20 protein-coding genes and 1 riboswitch are annotated in these 18,859 nt (G+C 41.9%); of the genes, 9 read left to right on the top strand and 11 right to left on the bottom strand.

Features of this window, described 5'->3' with window-relative positions:
* Positions 1-9 precede the first annotated feature (9 nt).
* The 3 genes from FNH22_RS01240 to FNH22_RS01230 form a co-directional block, all read right to left on the bottom strand.
* A complete protein-coding gene (locus FNH22_RS01240; RefSeq protein ID WP_255517951.1) occupies positions 10-1,089 on the bottom strand; it encodes an iron ABC transporter permease in 1,080 nt (359 codons plus the stop codon).
* Between the two features lies 1 nt (position 1,090).
* Complete coding sequence (locus tag FNH22_RS01235) at positions 1,091-2,272, bottom strand: ABC transporter substrate-binding protein (RefSeq protein ID WP_143396467.1); 1,182 nt, start codon at positions 2,270-2,272, stop codon at positions 1,091-1,093.
* A gap of 27 nt (positions 2,273-2,299) precedes the next feature.
* Positions 2,300-2,505: riboswitch (cobalamin riboswitch) on the bottom strand.
* A 275-nt stretch (positions 2,506-2,780) separates the two neighbouring features.
* The gene (locus FNH22_RS01230) at positions 2,781-4,481 is read right to left on the bottom strand and encodes an AAA family ATPase (protein ID WP_255517957.1); all 1,701 of its coding nucleotides are present in this window, start codon (positions 4,479-4,481) and stop codon (positions 2,781-2,783) included.
* Positions 4,482-4,982: 501 nt separating this feature from the next.
* On the opposite strand from FNH22_RS01230, the gene FNH22_RS01225 reads away from it, so the two are divergent.
* The 7 genes from FNH22_RS01225 to FNH22_RS01195 all read left to right on the top strand — a co-directional run bounded on the left by FNH22_RS01225 (position 4,983) and on the right by FNH22_RS01195 (position 11,082).
* Positions 4,983-5,480 (top strand): ClbS/DfsB family four-helix bundle protein, encoded by a 498-nt coding sequence (locus tag FNH22_RS01225; protein ID WP_143396465.1) that lies wholly within the window; start codon positions 4,983-4,985, stop codon positions 5,478-5,480.
* 156 nt (positions 5,481-5,636) lie between these two features.
* Positions 5,637-6,272 (top strand): ATP-binding cassette domain-containing protein, encoded by a 636-nt coding sequence (locus FNH22_RS01220; protein ID WP_143396464.1) that lies wholly within the window; start codon positions 5,637-5,639, stop codon positions 6,270-6,272.
* Complete coding sequence (locus FNH22_RS01215; protein ID WP_143396463.1) at positions 6,272-7,411, top strand: hypothetical protein; 1,140 nt, start codon at positions 6,272-6,274, stop codon at positions 7,409-7,411. Before FNH22_RS01220 ends, FNH22_RS01215 begins: the two co-directional genes overlap by 1 nt.
* A gap of 128 nt (positions 7,412-7,539) precedes the next feature.
* A complete protein-coding gene (locus FNH22_RS01210) occupies positions 7,540-8,109 on the top strand; it encodes a Crp/Fnr family transcriptional regulator (protein WP_185154033.1) in 570 nt (189 codons plus the stop codon).
* Positions 8,110-8,190: 81 nt separating this feature from the next.
* Entirely contained in the window at positions 8,191-8,652 is a 462-nt protein-coding gene (locus FNH22_RS01205; protein ID WP_143396461.1) for a GNAT family N-acetyltransferase, read from the top strand.
* Between the two features lie 90 nt (positions 8,653-8,742).
* Positions 8,743-9,969, top strand: a complete 1,227-nt coding sequence (locus FNH22_RS32835; RefSeq protein ID WP_143396460.1) for an effector binding domain-containing protein — start codon at positions 8,743-8,745, stop codon at positions 9,967-9,969.
* A gap of 108 nt (positions 9,970-10,077) precedes the next feature.
* On the top strand, positions 10,078-11,082 hold the full coding sequence (locus FNH22_RS01195; RefSeq protein ID WP_143396459.1) for a C45 family autoproteolytic acyltransferase/hydolase: 1,005 nt from the start codon (positions 10,078-10,080) through the stop codon (positions 11,080-11,082).
* A gap of 125 nt (positions 11,083-11,207) precedes the next feature.
* Here the strand turns inward: FNH22_RS01195 and FNH22_RS01190 are convergent, their stop codons facing one another.
* From FNH22_RS01190 to FNH22_RS01180, 3 genes are all read right to left on the bottom strand, one after another.
* Entirely contained in the window at positions 11,208-11,684 is a 477-nt protein-coding gene (locus FNH22_RS01190) for a nucleoside deaminase (protein ID WP_143396458.1), read from the bottom strand.
* A gap of 154 nt (positions 11,685-11,838) precedes the next feature.
* Positions 11,839-12,486, bottom strand: coding sequence for a peptide chain release factor H (prfH, locus tag FNH22_RS01185; RefSeq protein WP_143396457.1), 648 nt, complete (start codon positions 12,484-12,486; stop codon positions 11,839-11,841).
* A gap of 5 nt (positions 12,487-12,491) precedes the next feature.
* On the bottom strand, positions 12,492-13,895 hold the full coding sequence (locus FNH22_RS01180) for an RtcB family protein (protein WP_221420186.1): 1,404 nt from the start codon (positions 13,893-13,895) through the stop codon (positions 12,492-12,494).
* Positions 13,896-14,335: 440 nt separating this feature from the next.
* On the opposite strand from FNH22_RS01180, the gene FNH22_RS01175 reads away from it, so the two are divergent.
* Positions 14,336-14,800 carry a GNAT family N-acetyltransferase gene (locus tag FNH22_RS01175; RefSeq protein ID WP_255517950.1) on the top strand — a complete coding sequence of 155 codons (465 nt, stop codon included), beginning with the start codon at positions 14,336-14,338 and terminating at the stop codon, positions 14,798-14,800.
* 57 nt (positions 14,801-14,857) lie between these two features.
* Here FNH22_RS01175 and FNH22_RS01170 read toward each other — a convergent pair whose 3' ends face one another.
* The 5 genes from FNH22_RS01170 to FNH22_RS01150 form a co-directional block, all read right to left on the bottom strand.
* On the bottom strand, positions 14,858-15,202 hold the full coding sequence (locus FNH22_RS01170; protein WP_143396456.1) for a hypothetical protein: 345 nt from the start codon (positions 15,200-15,202) through the stop codon (positions 14,858-14,860).
* A 5-nt stretch (positions 15,203-15,207) separates the two neighbouring features.
* The gene (locus tag FNH22_RS01165) at positions 15,208-15,963 is read right to left on the bottom strand and encodes a MerR family transcriptional regulator (RefSeq protein WP_143396455.1); all 756 of its coding nucleotides are present in this window, start codon (positions 15,961-15,963) and stop codon (positions 15,208-15,210) included.
* Positions 15,964-16,118: 155 nt separating this feature from the next.
* Entirely contained in the window at positions 16,119-16,538 is a 420-nt protein-coding gene (locus tag FNH22_RS01160; protein ID WP_143396454.1) for an MGMT family protein, read from the bottom strand.
* A complete protein-coding gene (locus FNH22_RS01155; protein ID WP_143396453.1) occupies positions 16,539-16,934 on the bottom strand; it encodes an ester cyclase in 396 nt (131 codons plus the stop codon).
* A gap of 3 nt (positions 16,935-16,937) precedes the next feature.
* Positions 16,938-17,759 (bottom strand): RNA polymerase sigma factor, encoded by an 822-nt coding sequence (locus FNH22_RS01150; RefSeq protein WP_143396452.1) that lies wholly within the window; start codon positions 17,757-17,759, stop codon positions 16,938-16,940.
* 173 nt (positions 17,760-17,932) lie between these two features.
* Between FNH22_RS01150 and FNH22_RS01145 the strand changes: the two genes are divergently transcribed.
* Positions 17,933-18,841 (top strand): SMP-30/gluconolactonase/LRE family protein, encoded by a 909-nt coding sequence (locus FNH22_RS01145; RefSeq protein ID WP_143396451.1) that lies wholly within the window; start codon positions 17,933-17,935, stop codon positions 18,839-18,841.
* Positions 18,842-18,859 lie beyond the last annotated feature (18 nt).

The following is an 18,859-nucleotide window of genomic DNA, read 5'->3' as shown; positions in this document are numbered from 1 at the left end:
TTCACGGAATTAAAAAGCTGCCTTAAGGTTTCTCTTTTTCAGGATTACCCAGATCACTACGGGAGAGCCTACCAGCGAGGTGACGGAGTTGATCGGCAGCATACTTTGGCTTCCCGGTAATTGGGCGATGATATCACATCCCAACATAAGTGCCGCGCCGACCAGGCAGCTCATGGGGATCAGTACGCGATGGTCCGACGTGTTAAAAATAGAACGGCTTAGATGAGGCACGGCTATGCCTATAAAACCGATGGGGCCGCAAAATCCGGTAATGGCCCCGGCCATCAGGCTGGTAGAGAAAATAACCAATGCCTTGACTAGCCGAACATTCAATCCCATGCTCCTCGCATAGTTTTCCCCCAGTAAGAGTAGGTTGAGGTATTTTGAGGAGGCAAAAGTGAGTAATATGCCTGCTGAAACCGCTATAGACATTACCTTGAGATGCTGTTGCGTCACACCGCTAAGACTGCCGAACGTCCAGATCAGGTAGTCCTGGATCTGTTCAGGTCCACTGAAATATTGCCAGATACTGACCACCGCTATCGTGACATTGGCGATCATGATCCCCACGATCAACAGTACCACATTATCATGGATACGCAACGAAACACCCATAACGATAACAAAGATCAATGCGGAACCCAACGTTGAGGCCGTGATGATCAACCAACTCCCGTTGACACCAAACTGTTGAAGTGCATAGCTGGTGGTGACATAGCCCGAGCCAAGCATGACAATGGCTACCCCCAGACTGGCCCCTGCGGTGATCCCGAGCACGGAAGGCCCAGCCAGAGGATTCCGGAATAAGGTTTGCATTTGTAAGCCACTCAGCGACAAGGCGACTCCTGCCAGGATGGCCGTCATGGCTTTAGGTAGACGTATACTTTCTATTATTTTCAACCAGGCAATGTTTTCCGACCCCTTACCGGTTAAAATATTGAACACTTCATGGAACGGAATATGTACGGACCCTAAAGCCAGATCCAGAATGAGCAAGATGAAAACGATCGCTATCAACGCAATGGTTAAGGTTATTTTAGGTAACAACCGGGGCAGTTTGATCTCTTCTAAAGCTGGTGCTTCCGGCATCTCATTCAATTTTTTGATAGAAAAATAAGTCATGCCCGGGTAAAAGCTCCGGATGGAGAATATGGATGAGATCCGCCAGTACCAGGTGGGGCATGATGGTGCCTGATTCCCAGTAATCATTGCCTCTGTCAGGCTTCCAGCGCTTCGTATTCACATAGATCTCACCGGTTTTGTAGGGGTTGAAATCCGTGAGTCGCTCATCTGCGGCTGCAATTTCTTCCTTACTTTGGGCCAGTCCTGCGTTGAGCCAGATATCCGCTTTGATACCAACACGGTAGATCTCTTCAAAACCTACAGAAATACTCCCTGTATTGTCGTTATCCAGCCAGGGGTACTTTCCACCGGCATCACGGATCAGTTCTACTACATAGCTGTTTCCCCCAGACACATACCAGGTACCCCGGCGGGGAAGGTTGTTGATTACCAGGGGTCTCTCGGTAACCCTGCTTGCGAGTCGTTTAAGTGAATCGTATGTTTTTGTTGATTGACTGAAAAATTCTTTGCATTTCTCTTCTTCATCCAGGAGAATAGCGGCTACTTTTATCCATTCTGCCCGCCCTAAAATGGACCGCTCTTGCCATTCGGCATTGTAGATCACCGGGATGCCTGAATCTTCCAATACTCCGTAAGTCTGGTATTGCAGTTCGGGGAAACCCACCGCCATCACCACATCAGGATTTAACTTGAACATTTGCTCCAGGTTCAAATTATTTGCCCTTCCGACTTCCGCTATCTTACCTTTTTCGACCATTTCGGATATTTTTTCACTCCAGAGATATTCAGGGTTAGGCAGTCCGGCAATCACATCTTCTGCTCCCAGTGCTTCAAAAAGAGCTACTTGTGTAGTAGACATGAGCACTACTTTTTTTATAGGTGTCCGAATTACAGGCAGGTCGTCGTACGTAGGAGGAACCTGGGCACTGTCAGGAAGCAGTAGATAGGTAGCAGTATCTTGTTTTGGTTTGTAGTGGTATAGGACATGCAATAGTTTAAATCCGTCATAGTACTCAAAGGCGAATCCTACTGCATACGAAGTTTCCAGCTTTTTTAGTGGTTTTATAGCAATTCTGTTGCTTAAGGGCTGTTCCCGCTTTTGTGCACCACAGGAGGAAAACAACAAGGTTACCGCGGCGATGAGGCCAGGGCATATACGGGCAAGTATGTAGCTAATGTTTTTTTGCATGTACTTCCTGCTTTTAATCCCGAAAGCGTTAAGTTCAATGATTTAGGCAGGTCTTCTGACTTTCCCGGTTTTCGAAAGCCTTCCCGCTCCATTTAGTATCGGAGCAGTGGCTAAAAGAAGTTCGAAAACACGATGGTTGTACTACAACCATGGGATTACAGCAGCGGGTACTGTTCCGGATTCTCACCGGATTCCCTTTTAACATATCTTGCACTCATGCGACAAGATACGACGCTAAATCGCCGTGAAGGTATTTACTAAATGGCTAGAATAACAAAGAAAATCAGGAAAAAAATGTCAAAGTGATTTTTATCAGCTTTACCTTATTTTATAAAACTTTGATAGTAAGGGTGTTATAATGAGGTCCCGTTTACCTGATTTTGAAATACCCACTGAAACACAGGAATTTAGTGCCCGAGGGAATAAAGTTTTTTGATAGAAGCAGCCTGAAATGAGTTCTTCACTTTTATTTAGCCTGATTTATGAAAAATATCTAATGGTCAAAGGACTACTCAATAATCTGGTATCTGGCGTTGAGTTTACGGGCCAGTTCTGCCGCTTTACCCAGTTTTACAAAACCCTTTTCCATATCAATAACGCTAACGGTGTCGAGTTTTTTGAGATGGCGTTGAAAGTAAGTTGTAGCTTCTTCCACAGGATTGAGGTGCTCACTAATTCCCTGGTTTATCTTGCCATCAGTCAGAATAAATAGCGAACAACGTTTTGCTGTATGTGTTTGATCTTTGAGCAGGTAACTGACCTGACGGAATCCATGCGTAAGGCTGGTCCTTCCCCCGGTGCGGAATTCCTCCAATGTCCGGATCAATTGATCGGTGTTTTGTGTCTCGGTTTGTACGATCTCTGCCGAACCGTTGATCATGCCAATTGTGGCGAAGGTGATATGTCTCCCTTTATTTTCGGAGATGGTGTTGCTGATCACTCCTTTGACAAAGCTTACCTGGTGGTGCCGGGCCATTGACCCACTGGAGTCTACCAGGAAGTAGATGGCCGTTTTAGATCTCTGTTCGTGGGTTTTGTAGATAACTTTGAACTCTTCTTTTACTAGATAGTTTTTTACAGATTGGCGGTGATCTATTTCCCGGACAGACCGGCCGGTATTCCCCGCCTTGACCCTACTGTTCATGGCCAGCGCTTTCTGACCTTTTCGGCTGGACTCCGATGTCTTTTTATGAAAAAAATGGAGACTTTTATCGGTGCCCCGGGTTTGAAAATGTTCGAGATCGTTTGCCCCATTTTCTGTATTTAATGTCTCTTCGTCCTGTTTTAGGGGGTGATTATGAGAAGTATTGTTTTTAGGATACCGGTCCTGCTCCTGGTTTGGAGGGTTCTGGTCATTATCTATGTCCTTGTTCTTTGGAGGGTTTTTAGCACGATGACGTAAAACCAATGGGGCTACTTTGTCTATATCTTCCTGCTCAGCTCTGCTCTTTCCTTGCAATGCGGCATAGGCTTTACCGGCTTTAATGAGCAGGATATCAGCTCTCATACCCTCTACCTGGTATCGGATGCTCAGGTTGCAGGCATGTTCGTAAAGTTCATCATCCGTTTCCATTTCGAGCGCTTTTGTCCTGGCGCTCATAATACTTTCCCGACAACGGGTTTCCTCTTCCAGGTATTCACTATAGAATTTTTGAGGGTCCTGGTCGAAAAGTATCCTTCTTTTTACGATCGCTTTTCGAATGGGTAAGGCGCCTGGTGTTTCAATATCCACACATAGCCCAAAACGGTCCAGCAACTGGGGCCTGAGCTCACCTTCTTCGGGGTTCATCGTACCTACCAGGCAGAACCGGCTGGGTTGCCATATGGAAAGCCCTTCCCGCTCCAGGTGGTAGCACCCCACAGCAGCAGCATCTAATAAAACATCCGTTAAGTAATCATTGAGCAGGTTGATCTCATCAATGTAAAGGATGCCTTTATGCGCCTGTGTCAATAAACCTTTTTGTACTTCCTGTTTCCTTTCATTGATCAATTTTTCCAGGTCTACAGCACCTAAAACACGGTCTTCTGACGCGCCAATGGGTAAGTTGATGAAATTAAACTCTTCTCCCGTGCCGGACATTAATTGACTTAATGAACGTACAATGGTTGTTTTGCCGGCCCCTTTATCACCAAGGGCGAGTACTCCCCCAATACCAGGGTCCACAAGGTTCAGCTCAAGGGCCAATTTGAGATCTTCCTGCCCGACTATGGCAGAGTATGGAAAAATTATCTGGCTAATGATCGCTATAGAGTTAAAACATATACAGTGCTGACAAAACTATATAAAAAATACCAGCTATGTGTTTACCAAAAGTTCGCCGATATTCTTTTCTGCAAAAGTACTTCATTACTCATCAGACCAGTTGTGAATATGGCTTATGTTAGAAAAACAATAATTTGGATACTATTAAGAACTTTATTGACCCGTTCAATTGAATTTAAATCAATGGGTTAGTCATGAGTTGAAAGATTGAATCGAGATAACTATTTTAAAATGAGATAGACTGGTGCAGCCATTTGATCATTCTCTAAATTATATCATCATTGTCTCTTTAAAATCTCCGCGTGTTAGAAATTCATAAATATTGATTTTTCTCATGCAATCTCTCCAGTCAGGCTTACGTATTTGTGATAACCGTCATTTTCAAAGTTTTATGATCTTAGTAGATTTATTTATAAGAATTGACTCACCCATTTAACAGAATGAACCATGCCAAGACCAACTACGAAAGCTGATCTCCTAGCACTTAGTCAGAAGAATTTTACTAAGCTAAATGAGTTTGTAGACAATTTTCCTGAAGAACAACAAAATGCAGAATTTCCTGAAGGTATGCTCAACAGAAATATCAGGGATGTGCTTGCTCATCTCCACCAATGGCATTTGATGGTACTGGATTGGTATACTGTGGGCATGCGTGGGGATAAGCCTGATATCCCGGCCAAAGGATATAACTGGAGAACCATTCCTGACCTGAACAGGGAGATCCAAAAGAAATATAGTCATACACCACTAATGGAAGTGAGGAGATTACTGAATGACTCTTACACCAAAATTCAAGACTTGATCCAATCGCATAGTGACGAAGAACTTTTTGAACGACAACGATACAAGTGGACCGGAACAAACGCACTGGGCGCTTATTTAGTATCTGCCACTTCCAGTCATTACGATTGGGCATTTAAACTTATTAAGAAGGCAACGAAATAAGCCGCGGCCGTAACTTCAGTTCTTCCAGCGAATTTTTAAATATTATCCGACCAATCTTTGCTTATCCTTCCTTTTCCTGGTAGAAAAGAAAGCAACCTGTAATAATCGTCTTTTAGGAAACACCATTATAGCGCGTGATAAGATGAAAAACGCTCTATGCTGGAATTAGTAAAATTTAGAAAATCATATGGGTCCGTACCTGTTTTAAAAACAGACTATCTGAAACTTCCGCCAGGCATTTTTTGGATCAAAGGACAAAATGGATCAGGTAAAAGTACTTTACTCAGGGCATTGGCAGGCATTCTCTCTTTTGATGGACGAATAATACTGAATGATCAAATGGACTTGAAAAAGCAGCCTGTTGGCTATAAGCAACGGGTGAATTTTGCGGAAGCGGAGCCCTTATTTCCTGAGTTTTTAACTGGTATGGAAATGGTTAACTTGTTTTCGTCAGCGAAAAAGGCACCCATAAACCAGCATGAGTATTTTGTAGAACATATGAGTATGAATGACTATATACATGAACCGTTGGGCAGCTATTCCAGTGGCATGTTGAAAAAACTATCCATTGTACTGGCTTTCCTTGGCAAGCCTGAAATTATATTACTGGATGAGCCCTTGGTCACCCTGGATGAAAAATCGTTGGCGATACTCTGTGCCTGGATAGAGGAAAAACACAGAAAAGAAGGCATTAGCTTTTTGCTGTCGTCACACCAACCAGTAGAAGTGAAAGGGTTAAATACTATCAGGGAAGTTTTAGTGGCAGACCAAACTATAAAGGTTAAAGCCTGATGCGATCACCATTGACCGTTGTCCTGGTAAGAATATTTGCCTTTGGTTTCTACCGCGTGCATTCCGGGATGCTATTGTTTTCATTGGTTACCCTCGTTGTATATTGTCTTTTCATTAATGTCTTAAATCAAACTCACTTTACGCCTGAAGAAGTAGTACTGCTTAATTTATCTGTTGTAATGGCATTCATTGAATCGCCCGTGGTAGCAGGGTTGATTTTCCTTATTTGGTTAGGTTTTACTTTTAAAAGCTGGAGCTATGTACTTGGACAGGTGAAGATGACCGAACACCGATTCTTGCAGTATAGTGGTACCGCTTATAGTAAGTTTAACCAGTTTAAGAGCTGGATGATGGTGCAATGGGTTATATCACTGCCATTAGTGGGGTATGGATTATTTACGATAGTAGTAGGCACGATCCTTGGTAATTATCTTCTTCCTGTCATAATCATGTTGTATGTACTTTTCCTGGTAATAGTCAGCGCTGCGATTTATGTGAAATACAGTAATGAACCTGTTCGCGTGAAAAGAAAATCAAACCTCTCAAAACTCGTAAGTCATTGGACCAAGCCTTTTTTTAGCCTGTTTCTCTACCATTGTGTTGAAAAAATGAAAGTAGCCTTTATGATTACCAAAGTCCTGTCATGGGGGACGATCATCGCCAGTGCTTATCTGCTTAATGATGTTAAAGATGACCTGCGGACGGCAAGTATTGCCGTACTGGGAGTAGTTACTATACACACTATTCTTTTGTATCAATCTTATCGTTTTGAAAGGCTGTATTTAAGTTTTTCAATGAACTTTCCTTATAGGAAAAGAAAGGTTTATCTTGATTGGGGTATTATGTATTTGCTGATGACACTCCCGGAGTGCGCCTGGTTTTTTATAACGTTTGATATGGTTACGGGTGTGACTTTATTATTTTTTAACCTGGGTACGGGAATGCTATTGCGTAGTGTACTTTACAGCATTGGTGTGGATATCAGAAAATTTTTATATGTTGTTTTCTATCTTTTTAATGCATTATTTATCATAATCTTATTTGATCTTTTATGGGTAATAATACCTCTGAACCTGGTATTATCCATCCTGCTATTCTCCCGAAATTATTATAGCCAAAGACCGTTTACCTTAACATAACTTTTACACTGTTATATGGTGAAAGGGCAGAACCTGGTAAGTGATGAGTCCTTTGTCTTGTCAAATTGCCTAATTTAGTTCAACAGCTAATATCAATGCTTTTCTATAAGTATAGATTTTCTTTGGGTATGCATGAAAGACTTAAAAAACACCTGTCAAAGTTTGCCGATCCTTTGGAAGAAGACCTGGGCTCGCTTTCAAAAGTGCTACGACCCGTAAAAGTCAAAAAGAAGGACTTTTTATTAAGACAGGGTCAAATTTGCAAGTATAAATATTTTGTTGTGAGCGGCTTTTTTCGGATGTATTTTATCAATGATAAGGGCGTAGAAAAAACGATCAACTTTAGTATAGAGGATTGGTGGTTAGCGGACTTTGATAGCTTTGGCAACCAGACCAAGACACACTTGTTCATTCAGGCTGTAGAAGATGCCGAAGTACTTGGAGTGAGCCGGTCAGACCTGGAGGAAGTACTAACAAAATCTCTGGAACTCAATCGTTATTTTAGAGCGGTGGGTGAAAGAGTACGCATCGCAGACCAGCGCAGAATAGAATACATTTCCGACCTATCCGGAAAAGATCTGTATAGAATTTTCCAAAGCCTTAATCCTGATTTTGTGCAGCGTGTACCCCAATACATGCTGGCCTCTTACCTGGGGGTTACTCCTGAATTTTTAAGTAAAGTGCGAGGACTGAAGTAAGCTGCATCCATCTCCTGATCTTTTTTATGGTAAGGTCATTAAGGCTCAAGAATAATGGTTTTCATCTCTTATCTTTATCCAATGGATAAGATGATCTTCAGAACAGCCAGGCCGGATGACCTGGAAACACTACTGGAATTTGAACAAGGTATTGTCGCGGCAGAACGTCCTTTCAACCCTACGCTAAAAGAGGGGCACATTAATTACTATGATATTCAGGCGTTGATCGTATCTGACAATGCCGAAGTAGCCGTTGCCGAAGTAGCGGGAGAGATTGTAGGTTCCGGCTATGCATTGATAAAAGAAGCGAGTGCTTATGTCCAACATGATCACTACGCTTATCTGGGGTTTATGTATGTAAAGCCAACGCATCGAGGACAGGGCATCAATCAGCAGCTTACCGAATATTTAAAAGACTGGGCAAGATCAAGAGGTTTAACGGAGGTACGGTTAGACGTATACAGTGACAACCAGCCGGCCATAAAGGCCTATGAAAAAGCTGGATTTCAGTCACTGATGCTGGAGATGCGTATGGAACTATAGCTGGTGAGTACGGAATATACTATGTGCTTTTTGAAGAGCAGATCAGATAGGTCCAATGTTAAAAGGTATGGTGGCTAAAGTGAAAAGTGGATGGAGAAAGAAAAACCAAGGCTGGCCCGGTTAACCGCGATACTCACTCAATTACAATCCAGGCGAATGGTGACAGCGCGGGAAATTGCCGACAAGCATGGCATAAGCATCCGGACGGTTTATCGTGATATACGCACTTTGGAAAAATCGGGTGTTCCAGTCCTTACCGAAGAAGGAAAAGGGTATTATATGATGGATGGGTATAAACTCCCGCCCGTTATGTTTACCGAAGAAGAGGCCAATGCGCTCATTACGGCAGAACAAATGATGGTAAAAGCAAAGGACAAATCATTGGCATCAGAATATCAGAGCGCGATTACTAAGATCAGGTCCGTCCTTAAAGCTTCTCAAAAGGAAAAGACAGAGTTACTTTCAGAACGAATTCATATCCGCACTAAAGCTGGAAATGGAAAGACCAGTACACACCTGATAGAACTACAATCCGCTGTCACTAATTATCAAATAGTCCACTTGGCGTATACGTCACTTCAGGGTAAGAAAAGCCTGCGTGAAATAGAACCTTTTGCCCTTTACAGCACCAATGAGAATTGGCTGTTGATTGCCTTCTGCCGGTTAAGAAATGACTTCAGGTCTTTCAGGCTTGATTGTATCACTAAGATCACTGTGAGCACAACACGTTTTGAACCGCATGATTTTACGCTTCAACAGTATTTTGAACAATGTATTGAAAAACTTTTGCCTACCCCTGACATACCTATGACACAACCGGGGTCTACTTTTGCCATAAATCAAAAAAATAGCACTATGCAAAAAGTAGAAATTAAGCCTTTTCACCTTATTGGAATCTCCGTAAGAACCTCTAACCAGGATAACCAGGCCTTGACAGCCATAGGTGATCTATGGAAAAAATTTATGGCAGAGGACGTCAGAAACGCTATTCCTAACAAGCTTGAAGATCCGGTCTATTCGGTGTATACTAACTATGAAAGTGATCATACCCAACCATATGATGTGATTTTGGGCTGTAAAGTTTCCTCTTTAGAGCAAATCCCTGACGGAATGGTGGGGGTGTCATTTGAAGGAGGTACCTATGTCCCGTTCGTAGCTAAAGGTGATCTCACCAAGGGGGCTGTTTATCAAAGCTGGGTGGAGATATGGAATACAGACCTGGATAGGAAATATACTGCGGATTTTGAGGTATATGGGCAAAGATCATTAAACACCAGTGATGCCGAGGTGGATATTTTCATAGCTGTTAACGAATAAATTTGTAATTCAAATGCAGAGCAGCTTCAAAGCTGTTCTGACCCTTATCCTCCTGAGCAAATACATGCTTCAGGTTTTTTCAAATACATTTTTAAAAGCGTATTGTAGATGTATCATCCAAGGTTATATGGTGGTTTTTATGAAATGGGACATAAATATGGCGCTCTACTTCATAAAAACAAGGTTTCACTACCTGAAATGACAAAGTCCAGGTCTGATTTTGGTGCAGGTTGTTATGAAGAACTCAGGCATTTTTACCCTGAACTTATCAAAGAAGTAAGGGGCTTTGCCGATGGTATGCAAATAAAGGAAGCATTATTAGGGGCTTTTATTGCAGGCCTGGCAGTGTACGATGACAGTGCCAAGTGCAGCGTTTTTGCTTTTCGAAATCAAAGCTCGACGGTAGTAGGCAGGAACTATGACATGCTCTATGAATTTAAAAAGATCACAGAAAGTAGCCTGATCGCACCGGAGGGGAAGTATGCGTATATTAGCCAGTCCGATCTTTTTATAGGCCGGTCAGATGGAATGAATGAGCATGGGCTATTTGTGGCTATGGCATTTGTGAATGGTACGGTGATCCAACCGGGTATTACCTTTCATTTCGTGATAAGAAAGGTTTTGGACAACTGCAGTACTGTAGAAGAGAGTATAAAGGTGATCCGTGAGGCCAAAGTCACGTCTGCGAACAACTTTTTACTGGCGGACAAGTCAGGCCATATGGCGGTAGTAGAGACTGCACCACAGGCTACTACGGTAAGAAGGCCGGAAGGCGGCGAGAACTTTCTGTACATTACCAATGAATTTAAAACAAAAAAAATGATGCCTTTTGACAAAGGAGGAATAGCATGGAGTAAAACGACGGAACGAAATCAGGCGCTTTATGATCGCCTGAAATCTGCCCGTGAAATTGATGTGGAGCAGGCTAAGTCAATATTGGCTGATAAATGTGTGTGCTTAGACCTCAAGAAGGAGAAATTCGGCACCATTTGGTCACTTGCAGCTGATCTGAATACACTGAAATTGGAAAGAGCGGAAGGGAGGCCTACTATGAAAAATTTCAAGCCGGATACCAGGCTGGACTGGTGGTTAAAGAGAAGGGAAAGAAAATGAGGTTTTAAGGATGATTTGAGTGAAGTGGCTTTTCAGATCTTCCCTGAAAACTAAAGTTGTGGGGGGAGTATTTTTTTATGCGAAGCAAGGGGGTGTCAGATTGTGATGGAGGTTTTTGATCCTTGTCACAAAGAATCGAGAAATAATCTATTCAATTCCTGACATGCCTCTGATAATATTCCACCTATAATATGCGGTTTTGACCCCCATTTAGGAATATTCTCATTTCCCAGTAAGTCGAACTCAGAAGTAGAGCCCCCTATATGGTCTACTGATATGCCAAAGACAAGCACCGGTATTTTATGATGCCTGATGAGATATGAACACATTATGCAAGGTTCATGTGTGCTGTACATGGTGGCATTCTTCAACTCCTCCCGGTTTCCTTTGGAAATAGCATCACGGACTGACAAGATCTCTGCATGATTCGTTATATCTCCTGTTGATTTTCCGGACTCTATTCCTTCTCCGATAATATTGTTTTGATAGACTAAAATACTACCTAAAGGAGGATCACGGTTGTTCAACGCCTTTTTGGCAAGCTCCAGGCAATATTGCATGTAATTCTCATGGATTAACACGTTCGGTTCTTTTGACAACATCTTAAACTATTATGATCATACACTTAGAAACTCGCATCGCATTATTACTGTGATGAGTGGTCCGATGTCATATAACATCAGCATTTCTGATCTCTTGTCTTAAAGTTAATTGGATTAAATCATTCCAAATGAGTATAATGCTTTAGTTGACCTGTTATTTTACCTCTTCAAAGGCACGTCCCTGAAATACTTTTACAGGATTACCTCTTTGTAATGAGAGGTGTTCTACCCATTGCTCTTCGGTCTGTTTTTTTTGATCTATCATACTTTGGTTTTGGAATAGGGCATTCAGTTTTTTGATAGCCCCTTGTTTGTTCTGATACTGTGAACGTGACCCGTGTTCGGTAGCTATCAGTCCGGAGGGCTTGTGTATGACCCGTACGGCAGATTCCACTTTATTACGATGTTGCCCTCCCGGACCCGACGCCCGGAAGGTTTGAAATTCTAATTCATATGATTTTAGTTCTTTTTGCCTTTCGGCTTCAAAAAAGCTTATCCCGATAAACCAGTTCTTCCGCTTATGGAACTTCCGGTAAGGGCTTTTTCCAATCCATTGAATGGTTCCCTGCCATGAGGCCAGTTGACGTTTGGCCCCAACTCCATGAACTTCGATTAATGCAGAAGAAAGGGTGCCTGGCTGAGTACCTTTCTGTCGTTCCACTATCAGGGCTTCTAATTTCATTTCCCTGCACCTTTTTATGAGTTCTTTCAGTACCTGGGCGACAGCCCAGCAGCATTCTGCGGGGCCTCGCCCGGCAGTGATTTGAATGTATAGTATGCTTGTTTTCTTTTTCTGTTCCATCCTACTCAGTTTTTATCCATTCTCACAATTCGTGGCGTGAACTTTCCGATCACATCTACCAGGTCAATTTGGTTTGACATTACCTCTTCAAGGTTTTTATAAGCGATAGGTGTCTCATCTACACCACCCCCGATCAGGGTCACTCCTTCTCTGCTCAGCACCTTTTTCAGTTCACTCCCGGTAAATGACTCTCTCGCTTTCTTTCGGGACATCTTTCTTCCGGCGCCGTGGGCAGCAGAATGAATAGAATGTTCATTGCCTTTTCCCCTGACGATGTAGCCCGGCGCTGTCATAGAACCGGGAATAATTCCCAGGACACCTTCTCCTGCCGGAGTAGCGCCTTTTCTGTGTACCACCATTTCCTGGCCGTCGTGGACCTCCTTCCAGGCAAAGTTGTGATGGTTCTCGATCTTGATGACAGGGGTAAGCCCCAGGTATTTGCTCAGATGGTAATGGATCTGGTCATGACATGCCTTGGCATAGTCACCTGCCAGGTTCATTGAAAGCCAGTACTCTTGTCCGGCTTCCGTATCCAGGTCGAGCCATGCCAAATGCTGGGCTTGTCTTGGTAAGAAGCACTGTTCACGTGCTATATGGGTATATTCCTTTGCAATAGAAGCACCTAAACCCCTGGATCCAGAATGTGCCAGTAGTCCCACGTATTCGCCCGGCTCCATTCCAAGGTCATTGCTGTGGCTGAGGTTTACAAGTCCAAATTCCACAAAGTGATTGCCCGACCCGGAGGTGCCAAGTTGTTTTACAGCTTTTCCATGCAACTGTCTTAACAGCCTGGTATGTCCAAACTCCGGACGATCCAATATCTCATGTTCCTGAGAGATGTTCAATTCTCCACCTGCACCAAAGTTGGTCCTTTCTTTTAAAGCCAGTTTGAACTGGTAAGCATGACGCTTCAGGTACGCAGCGCCGATATCAAACAGGGTGAGGCTCATTCGACACCCGATGTCGAGGCCAACTCCATAAGGGACGATCTCATTTTTCGTGGTCAGTACACCTCCTATGGGTAGCCCGTACCCCTGATGTGCATCTGGCATCAAAGCCCCCTTTAAGGATATTGGAAGCCTCATGGCCAGTTCCATCTGCAGGTAGGCATTACTATCGATGTTTTTGCGACCGAATATGTTATAATGTCCATGCTCCCGTAACAACTGAATCTCTTCTTTTTCTTTAACCAGGTCTTCCTCGCAGAACTGTTCTGCCAGCATACCTAAAGCATTATTCTCGAGATAATTGAGAGGGTTATCTTTTACTTTACATAGGATGTCGAGTTGTTCTTCTTTCGAAGAGTGTTTATAATGTTTGGCCATCACATCAATGGCCAGTGCTATTGACTTATTATTAGAATAGTTTATTTTTCTGAGGTCTTTACCTCGTAATTTGATCTTGCCCATAAAGCATTTATTCTGCGTGTCGCCAATAGGAGAGCGTTTGAACGGGCTATCCCGTCAAGCCTCATATCATCCATTGGAGACGTGAAAAATCAGATTTGTGATAGGGCTCCTTGAGTAGTGTGGTCTTTTTATAAGAAAGTCTTACAATCTAATACAACAAAAAACCCGATCATGTGACCGGGTAGAATTGCAATAGGGAAAGTAATTGCTTACTTTTTGAATGTCAGACCCCCGGTCGGTTTTTCGATATGTAAATTTTGCACCATCATAACGACCTCCTTTCCAGATCAAAGAAGTGATTATAGTTTGCAAAGGTATGCTGATGTTTATAGGAATTCCAAATTTAATGGAGATAAGTTTTAGGAGTTTAGTGATTTACGTTCGCTGTGTGAGCTTAATACCATCTTTCTTCGAATTTTGTTGGCTAAATTTAATGTGAAATGATGAAAATCTCGCCAGCTAATCGTGATGATCTGCCAGAGATCTTGGCTCTTCAAAAGGAGTGTTATTTGCAAGAAGCAGAGATTTACAATGATTATAATATCCCGCCACTCCTTCAAACACTGGATTCGATCAGAAGTGATTTTGAAAAAGGAGTATTTCTTAAAATGAACCATAATCATCAGATCATAGGTTCGGTACGATCATACATAGCAGGTTCTACAGGTAACATTGGAAGGCTAGTCGTCCATCATAGATTTCAGAACCAAGGACTTGGTAAACAACTTATGCTGGCGATCGAATCCGAGTATAATAATGGTGTAAGCCGCTTTGAATTATTTACAGGGAGTAAGAGCACTAAAAACCTGTCATTCTATCAGAAATTGGGATACGTAGAATTTAAAAGGCAACCTGTGAATGACCGATTGGAGTTAGTTTTTCTCGAAAAAAAAGTGTTGATCTGAGATAATAAAACTGCTAACAGCAGTTTATCTGTTTAGCGCTTACGGGCATTCCATTCCTTACACAGGCTTGGGGTCCAATGGATATATGTTGACCTCAGAATATTCATGCTCTAATCCTGGGATCCCCTTTAGCAGCAGTTTTAGTTCTTCCATATTTTTTGCCTGAAGAATCATATAACCTTCTAACAGACTTGTTCGCTCATCGATGTTGACTTCTTCTTTTTTTGTCAAAATATGCACATTCTTGCCAATCGCACTTCCGCTAATAAATCTTTCATCTTCAGAAAATTGGCTCAGATAGCGACCCCAATTTTTGTAATGGTCAAACTTTTTCTTTTCGTCCGTTTCCAGGTGATCTCTAAGACTACCATTGTGTATTAAGACTAAATAGCTATTCATCATTTTTTTTAGTGTAGATCGTTATCACAAAATACCTGGATAGCTTCCATGATGAAATGCGCCAGACCCGGGGCATATTTTTCATAGTAGCTTTTGAAACGCTCATCTTCCGTATACATCTTGCCTAATCCAAGGTATCGTTCTTTCGATACTTCATAGAAGAAATTCAAATGTCTGAAGTGAAGTTCAATGGTCTGTTGTACATCAGTGTGAGCTGGCGGCAGGTAGCTCAGGTCCGCAAGGAGTTGGTTAATTTCCTCCCCTTTTTTTTGTAAATCCTTCCAGCCTCCCTTTCCTATTTTTTTGATACGATCTTCAGCTTTTATAAGCTCGTTCCGCCCCCATTTTTCAATGACTTCCTTTCGTTGGGACCTCACTTCTTGAACATTCAATCCTTTATAGATATCTTCATCTGTCATGGTACTTTCCTTTAGTTTTAAATCATGAATGGTTTTATCTACCGTGGCAATAAGGAGTTTTAAATTCCCTAATTTCTCTTCCAGTTTTTTCTTATGGGTTTCCAGAGTCACAGTCAGGTCAAAGGAGGGGTTGTAAATGATAGCATGAATATCACTCAATGGAAACTCCAGCTGCCGGTAAATCAATATTTGCTGTAGCAGTAATAGCTCTTTCCTCTCATAAAACCGATATCCTTTTTTGCTCCTGAAGGATGGCTTTAACAGACCGATATGATCATAATGGTGCAGCGTCCTAACACTCACACCTGCAAGAGATGACAATTGTTTGACCGAGTACTTTGTCATAGATTGAGTTTTTTATGTAAATGTAATCTATGACGTAACGTTAGAGTCAAGCAAAAAATGATGTTTTTTAAAGCCGGGTCAAATGAAGGAAATAAAAGTGGATCAGGGCAGAAAAGTACAGATTGTTCTTAGTGGTTAATTAGACATCCATTTTTTCAAAAGGAATAAAGTATTTCAGGGCCAGCATCTACCTTTATCTCACCTTTTTTGGTAAATGAAAAGCCGACACCTTCTTTTTCTAATTTTGTCGCACATTGCTCAACATGCTTAGAATTGATCATCAGTGAATTAGATCTAATTACTCGCCACACAGGGATAGTATGATCAATATCCGTGCTGAATAATGTTTCTGTGATCTTCTTTATACCATTTCCAGTGCGCATGGGACACGTGACATCCGTGCCAAAATCGTCGGATAACTTTATACATAGTGATTCGATGGTGGCTACTTTTCCTATTGGAATAATTTTGACAGCTTCTTCGATCATTTCTATAGAAGGATGAAGCATCTTAGCTGTACCATAAAACTTTTGCATCTTTTCAGGCACATTGACAATTACAGGGTCTTTCATCATCTATATTTTCATTTGAGTCATGAACTGATTACTATCGTAAAAACTTTTGATTTTGGTGATCCTTTCGTCTTTTGTCCGGATAAGATCAAGGCCGGTAATGGATACCGTTTTATTGGTAGGTTCAGCGCCATAGAAAGTACCCCTGTTTGTTCCTTGCATTAACCACTCCAGCACAAACAGTTCTTTGTCGGATGAACTTTCTATCAGGGAGATCACCTCGAAAGAAACATCGGGAAAGGCTTTCACGGTCGTTTCAATAGAGCTTGATATGATTTCCAAAGCGTTCCCTTTTTGTGTTGCATCTTCATAACTGGATGTGGAGGCTAATAGGTCAGCTAGTTTCTTAGGATCATGCGTGTCCCAGGCTTCAACATATTTTTCGATAAGTATTCTCATAGGTCAGGTAGTAATAGCATTAATGGTTTTTTTCACTTCGTGTAAAAGTGTTTCGGGGGTTTGCTGGTTTGGGACAGAGCGGAATACTGACACTGCTCTATCGAGTGAGTCGATTTTTTCTACCAGGTCAATACTTCTTTTTGTATGCTGAGCGAACCGCAGGTTTTTTGGGTCGATCATATTCTCTTCTATGAGAAAATCAATTTTCTTTTTACACCGGCAGGGGTTTTGCGGGTTAGTCAGCCCACATTTGGATTGCAGAAAATTCCTGATCTTTTCCCTTGATCTCGATAGCTGCTTTCTGAAATTTTCGGCAGATATTTCAAGAATATTGGCCCCTTCCACGCTGTTTATTTCCAGTATTTCACCCAGGATGTAGATGATCCTACCTTTTTTATTTAGACAGAGAAGCAGGCCATGTGTACAACTGACTTTTACTTCTTCTTCCAGTAGCAATAGTTCGCCTTCATTTTTTGCATGTAGAACAGCATTACTTTGCCCCCTGTCTATTAAGGAAGCATAATCTTCAATGGATGTATAAATGGCCCTGGATAACTTCTTTTTTTCTGTGAGAAGGTAATTAGAGGCAATACGATATACCCAGGTTTGAAACTGGCTTTCTCCTTTAAATGTACTCAGGTGAGTCACTATTTTAATCAATATTTCCTGTGTGGCGTCTTTAGCATCATCAGGAAACAATAACATTTTTAAAGACAGGTTATAGACCAGGTCTTTAGCCTCTGTAATGATATTTTCCAGGGCAGTCTTATCCCCGGAAAGCGCCTTTTCAATTATACTATTTGACGGAGCATTCATAATTTTCATTCTATAAGTTAGACGATAGTCATGAGCGTAGTGTGACACAAAAATTAAAAAAAGACCTGAATAACAGGGATATGCATCGTATGTACTTGTTCTTACTAAACGTTTATTCCCATTTTCGTTAGGTCTTTCTACACTCAGGTGCTAACTTTTCAAGTAAATTAAACTGACAAGTTATGTTGTTAAAAACAGTTCATTTATTATATTTTACTCTCATCGTTTTCGTTTTTACATCCTGTAGTAAGGCTCCGAAAGAAAAAGAAGTACAAAAAGACCCTGAAGAAAAAGTAGAGGTTGCTTTCGATCTGCTTTGGGCCACCGATACTATCTTCAAAACACCGGAATCTGCATTATATGATGCTGAACGTGATGTGATCTATGTCTCTAATATCAATCAAAATCCAAGGCAAAAGGATGGAAATGGATTCATCTCTAAAATTAGTAAGGATGGTCAGCCCATAGAAGTGGAGTGGGTCACCGGAATGAGTTCTCCCAAAGGGATGGGGCTCGTAGATACTACACTATATGTAACGGATGTAGATGAGGTGATTGCCATTAATGTTCTTTCTGCCGAGATCATTCAAAGATACCCGGTGTCCCCGGTAGGTATGCTGAATGACATAGCTATAGACGAAGCCGGGCGAGTGTTTATCACTGATATGGATTCCAGCAAGATCTTTGTGCTTGAAAACAATGAGATCAGTCTTTGGAAAGAAGGTTTGAACAAGCCCAATGGTATTTATGTAGAGGCTGACAGGATCTTAATTGCATCATCAGGAGATGGAACATTCAAGGCCTACGACCGGACTACAAAAGAAGCCACTTTACTTGGCGATGGTATGAGTAAAGGAGACGGCATTGTTAAAACTTCCTTGGGAGATTATGTGGTATCGGATTGGAATGGAGAAATATTCCTTGTACAGGGGGAGGAAGTTATTTCAATTTTTTCCAGCAAAGAACAGGAAATACAAACAGCAGATATCGGTATCATCGATGGCGAGGATATCATCATGGTACCCACTTTCTTTGACAATCGCGTGGTAGCCTATCGGTTGGCTATAAAAAATACTACTTCTGCTAAGTAGTAACTAGCTGTAAATGGG

The sequence above is a fragment of the Fulvivirga sp. M361 genome (assembly GCF_007097395.1).
Classification (GTDB): Bacteria; Bacteroidota; Bacteroidia; order Cytophagales; family Cyclobacteriaceae; genus Fulvivirga.
This window is presented reverse-complemented; position numbering and strand designations above follow the sequence as displayed.

Bases quoted from the DNA above. Each gene is read 5' to 3' on its own strand.
- FNH22_RS01205 (WP_143396461.1), top strand. From the start codon at position 8,191: ATGGATAAGATGATCTTCAGAACAGCCAGGCCGGATGACCTGGAAACA.
- FNH22_RS01220 (WP_143396464.1), top strand. From the start codon at position 5,637: ATGCTGGAATTAGTAAAATTTAGAAAATCATATGGGTCCGTACCTGTT.
- FNH22_RS01170 (WP_143396456.1), bottom strand. From the start codon at position 15,202: ATGATGAATAGCTATTTAGTCTTAATACACAATGGTAGTCTTAGAGAT.
- FNH22_RS01160 (WP_143396454.1), bottom strand. From the start codon at position 16,538: ATGATGAAAGACCCTGTAATTGTCAATGTGCCTGAAAAGATGCAAAAG.
- FNH22_RS01180 (WP_221420186.1), bottom strand. From the start codon at position 13,895: ATGGGCAAGATCAAATTACGAGGTAAAGACCTCAGAAAAATAAACTAT.
- FNH22_RS32835 (WP_143396460.1), top strand. From the start codon at position 8,743: ATGGAGAAAGAAAAACCAAGGCTGGCCCGGTTAACCGCGATACTCACT.
- FNH22_RS01225 (WP_143396465.1), top strand. From the start codon at position 4,983: ATGCCAAGACCAACTACGAAAGCTGATCTCCTAGCACTTAGTCAGAAG.
- FNH22_RS01155 (WP_143396453.1), bottom strand. From the start codon at position 16,934: ATGAGAATACTTATCGAAAAATATGTTGAAGCCTGGGACACGCATGAT.
- FNH22_RS01145 (WP_143396451.1), top strand. From the start codon at position 17,933: ATGTTGTTAAAAACAGTTCATTTATTATATTTTACTCTCATCGTTTTC.
- FNH22_RS01210 (WP_185154033.1), top strand. From the start codon at position 7,540: ATGCATGAAAGACTTAAAAAACACCTGTCAAAGTTTGCCGATCCTTTG.
- FNH22_RS01175 (WP_255517950.1), top strand. From the start codon at position 14,336: ATGATGAAAATCTCGCCAGCTAATCGTGATGATCTGCCAGAGATCTTG.
- prfH (WP_143396457.1), bottom strand. From the start codon at position 12,486: ATGGAACAGAAAAAGAAAACAAGCATACTATACATTCAAATCACTGCC.
- FNH22_RS01165 (WP_143396455.1), bottom strand. From the start codon at position 15,963: ATGACAAAGTACTCGGTCAAACAATTGTCATCTCTTGCAGGTGTGAGT.
- FNH22_RS01235 (WP_143396467.1), bottom strand. From the start codon at position 2,272: ATGCAAAAAAACATTAGCTACATACTTGCCCGTATATGCCCTGGCCTC.
- FNH22_RS01240 (WP_255517951.1), bottom strand. From the start codon at position 1,089: ATGCCGGAAGCACCAGCTTTAGAAGAGATCAAACTGCCCCGGTTGTTA.
- FNH22_RS01195 (WP_143396459.1), top strand. From the start codon at position 10,078: ATGTATCATCCAAGGTTATATGGTGGTTTTTATGAAATGGGACATAAA.
- FNH22_RS01215 (WP_143396463.1), top strand. From the start codon at position 6,272: ATGCGATCACCATTGACCGTTGTCCTGGTAAGAATATTTGCCTTTGGT.
- FNH22_RS01150 (WP_143396452.1), bottom strand. From the start codon at position 17,759: ATGAAAATTATGAATGCTCCGTCAAATAGTATAATTGAAAAGGCGCTT.
- FNH22_RS01190 (WP_143396458.1), bottom strand. From the start codon at position 11,684: ATGTTGTCAAAAGAACCGAACGTGTTAATCCATGAGAATTACATGCAA.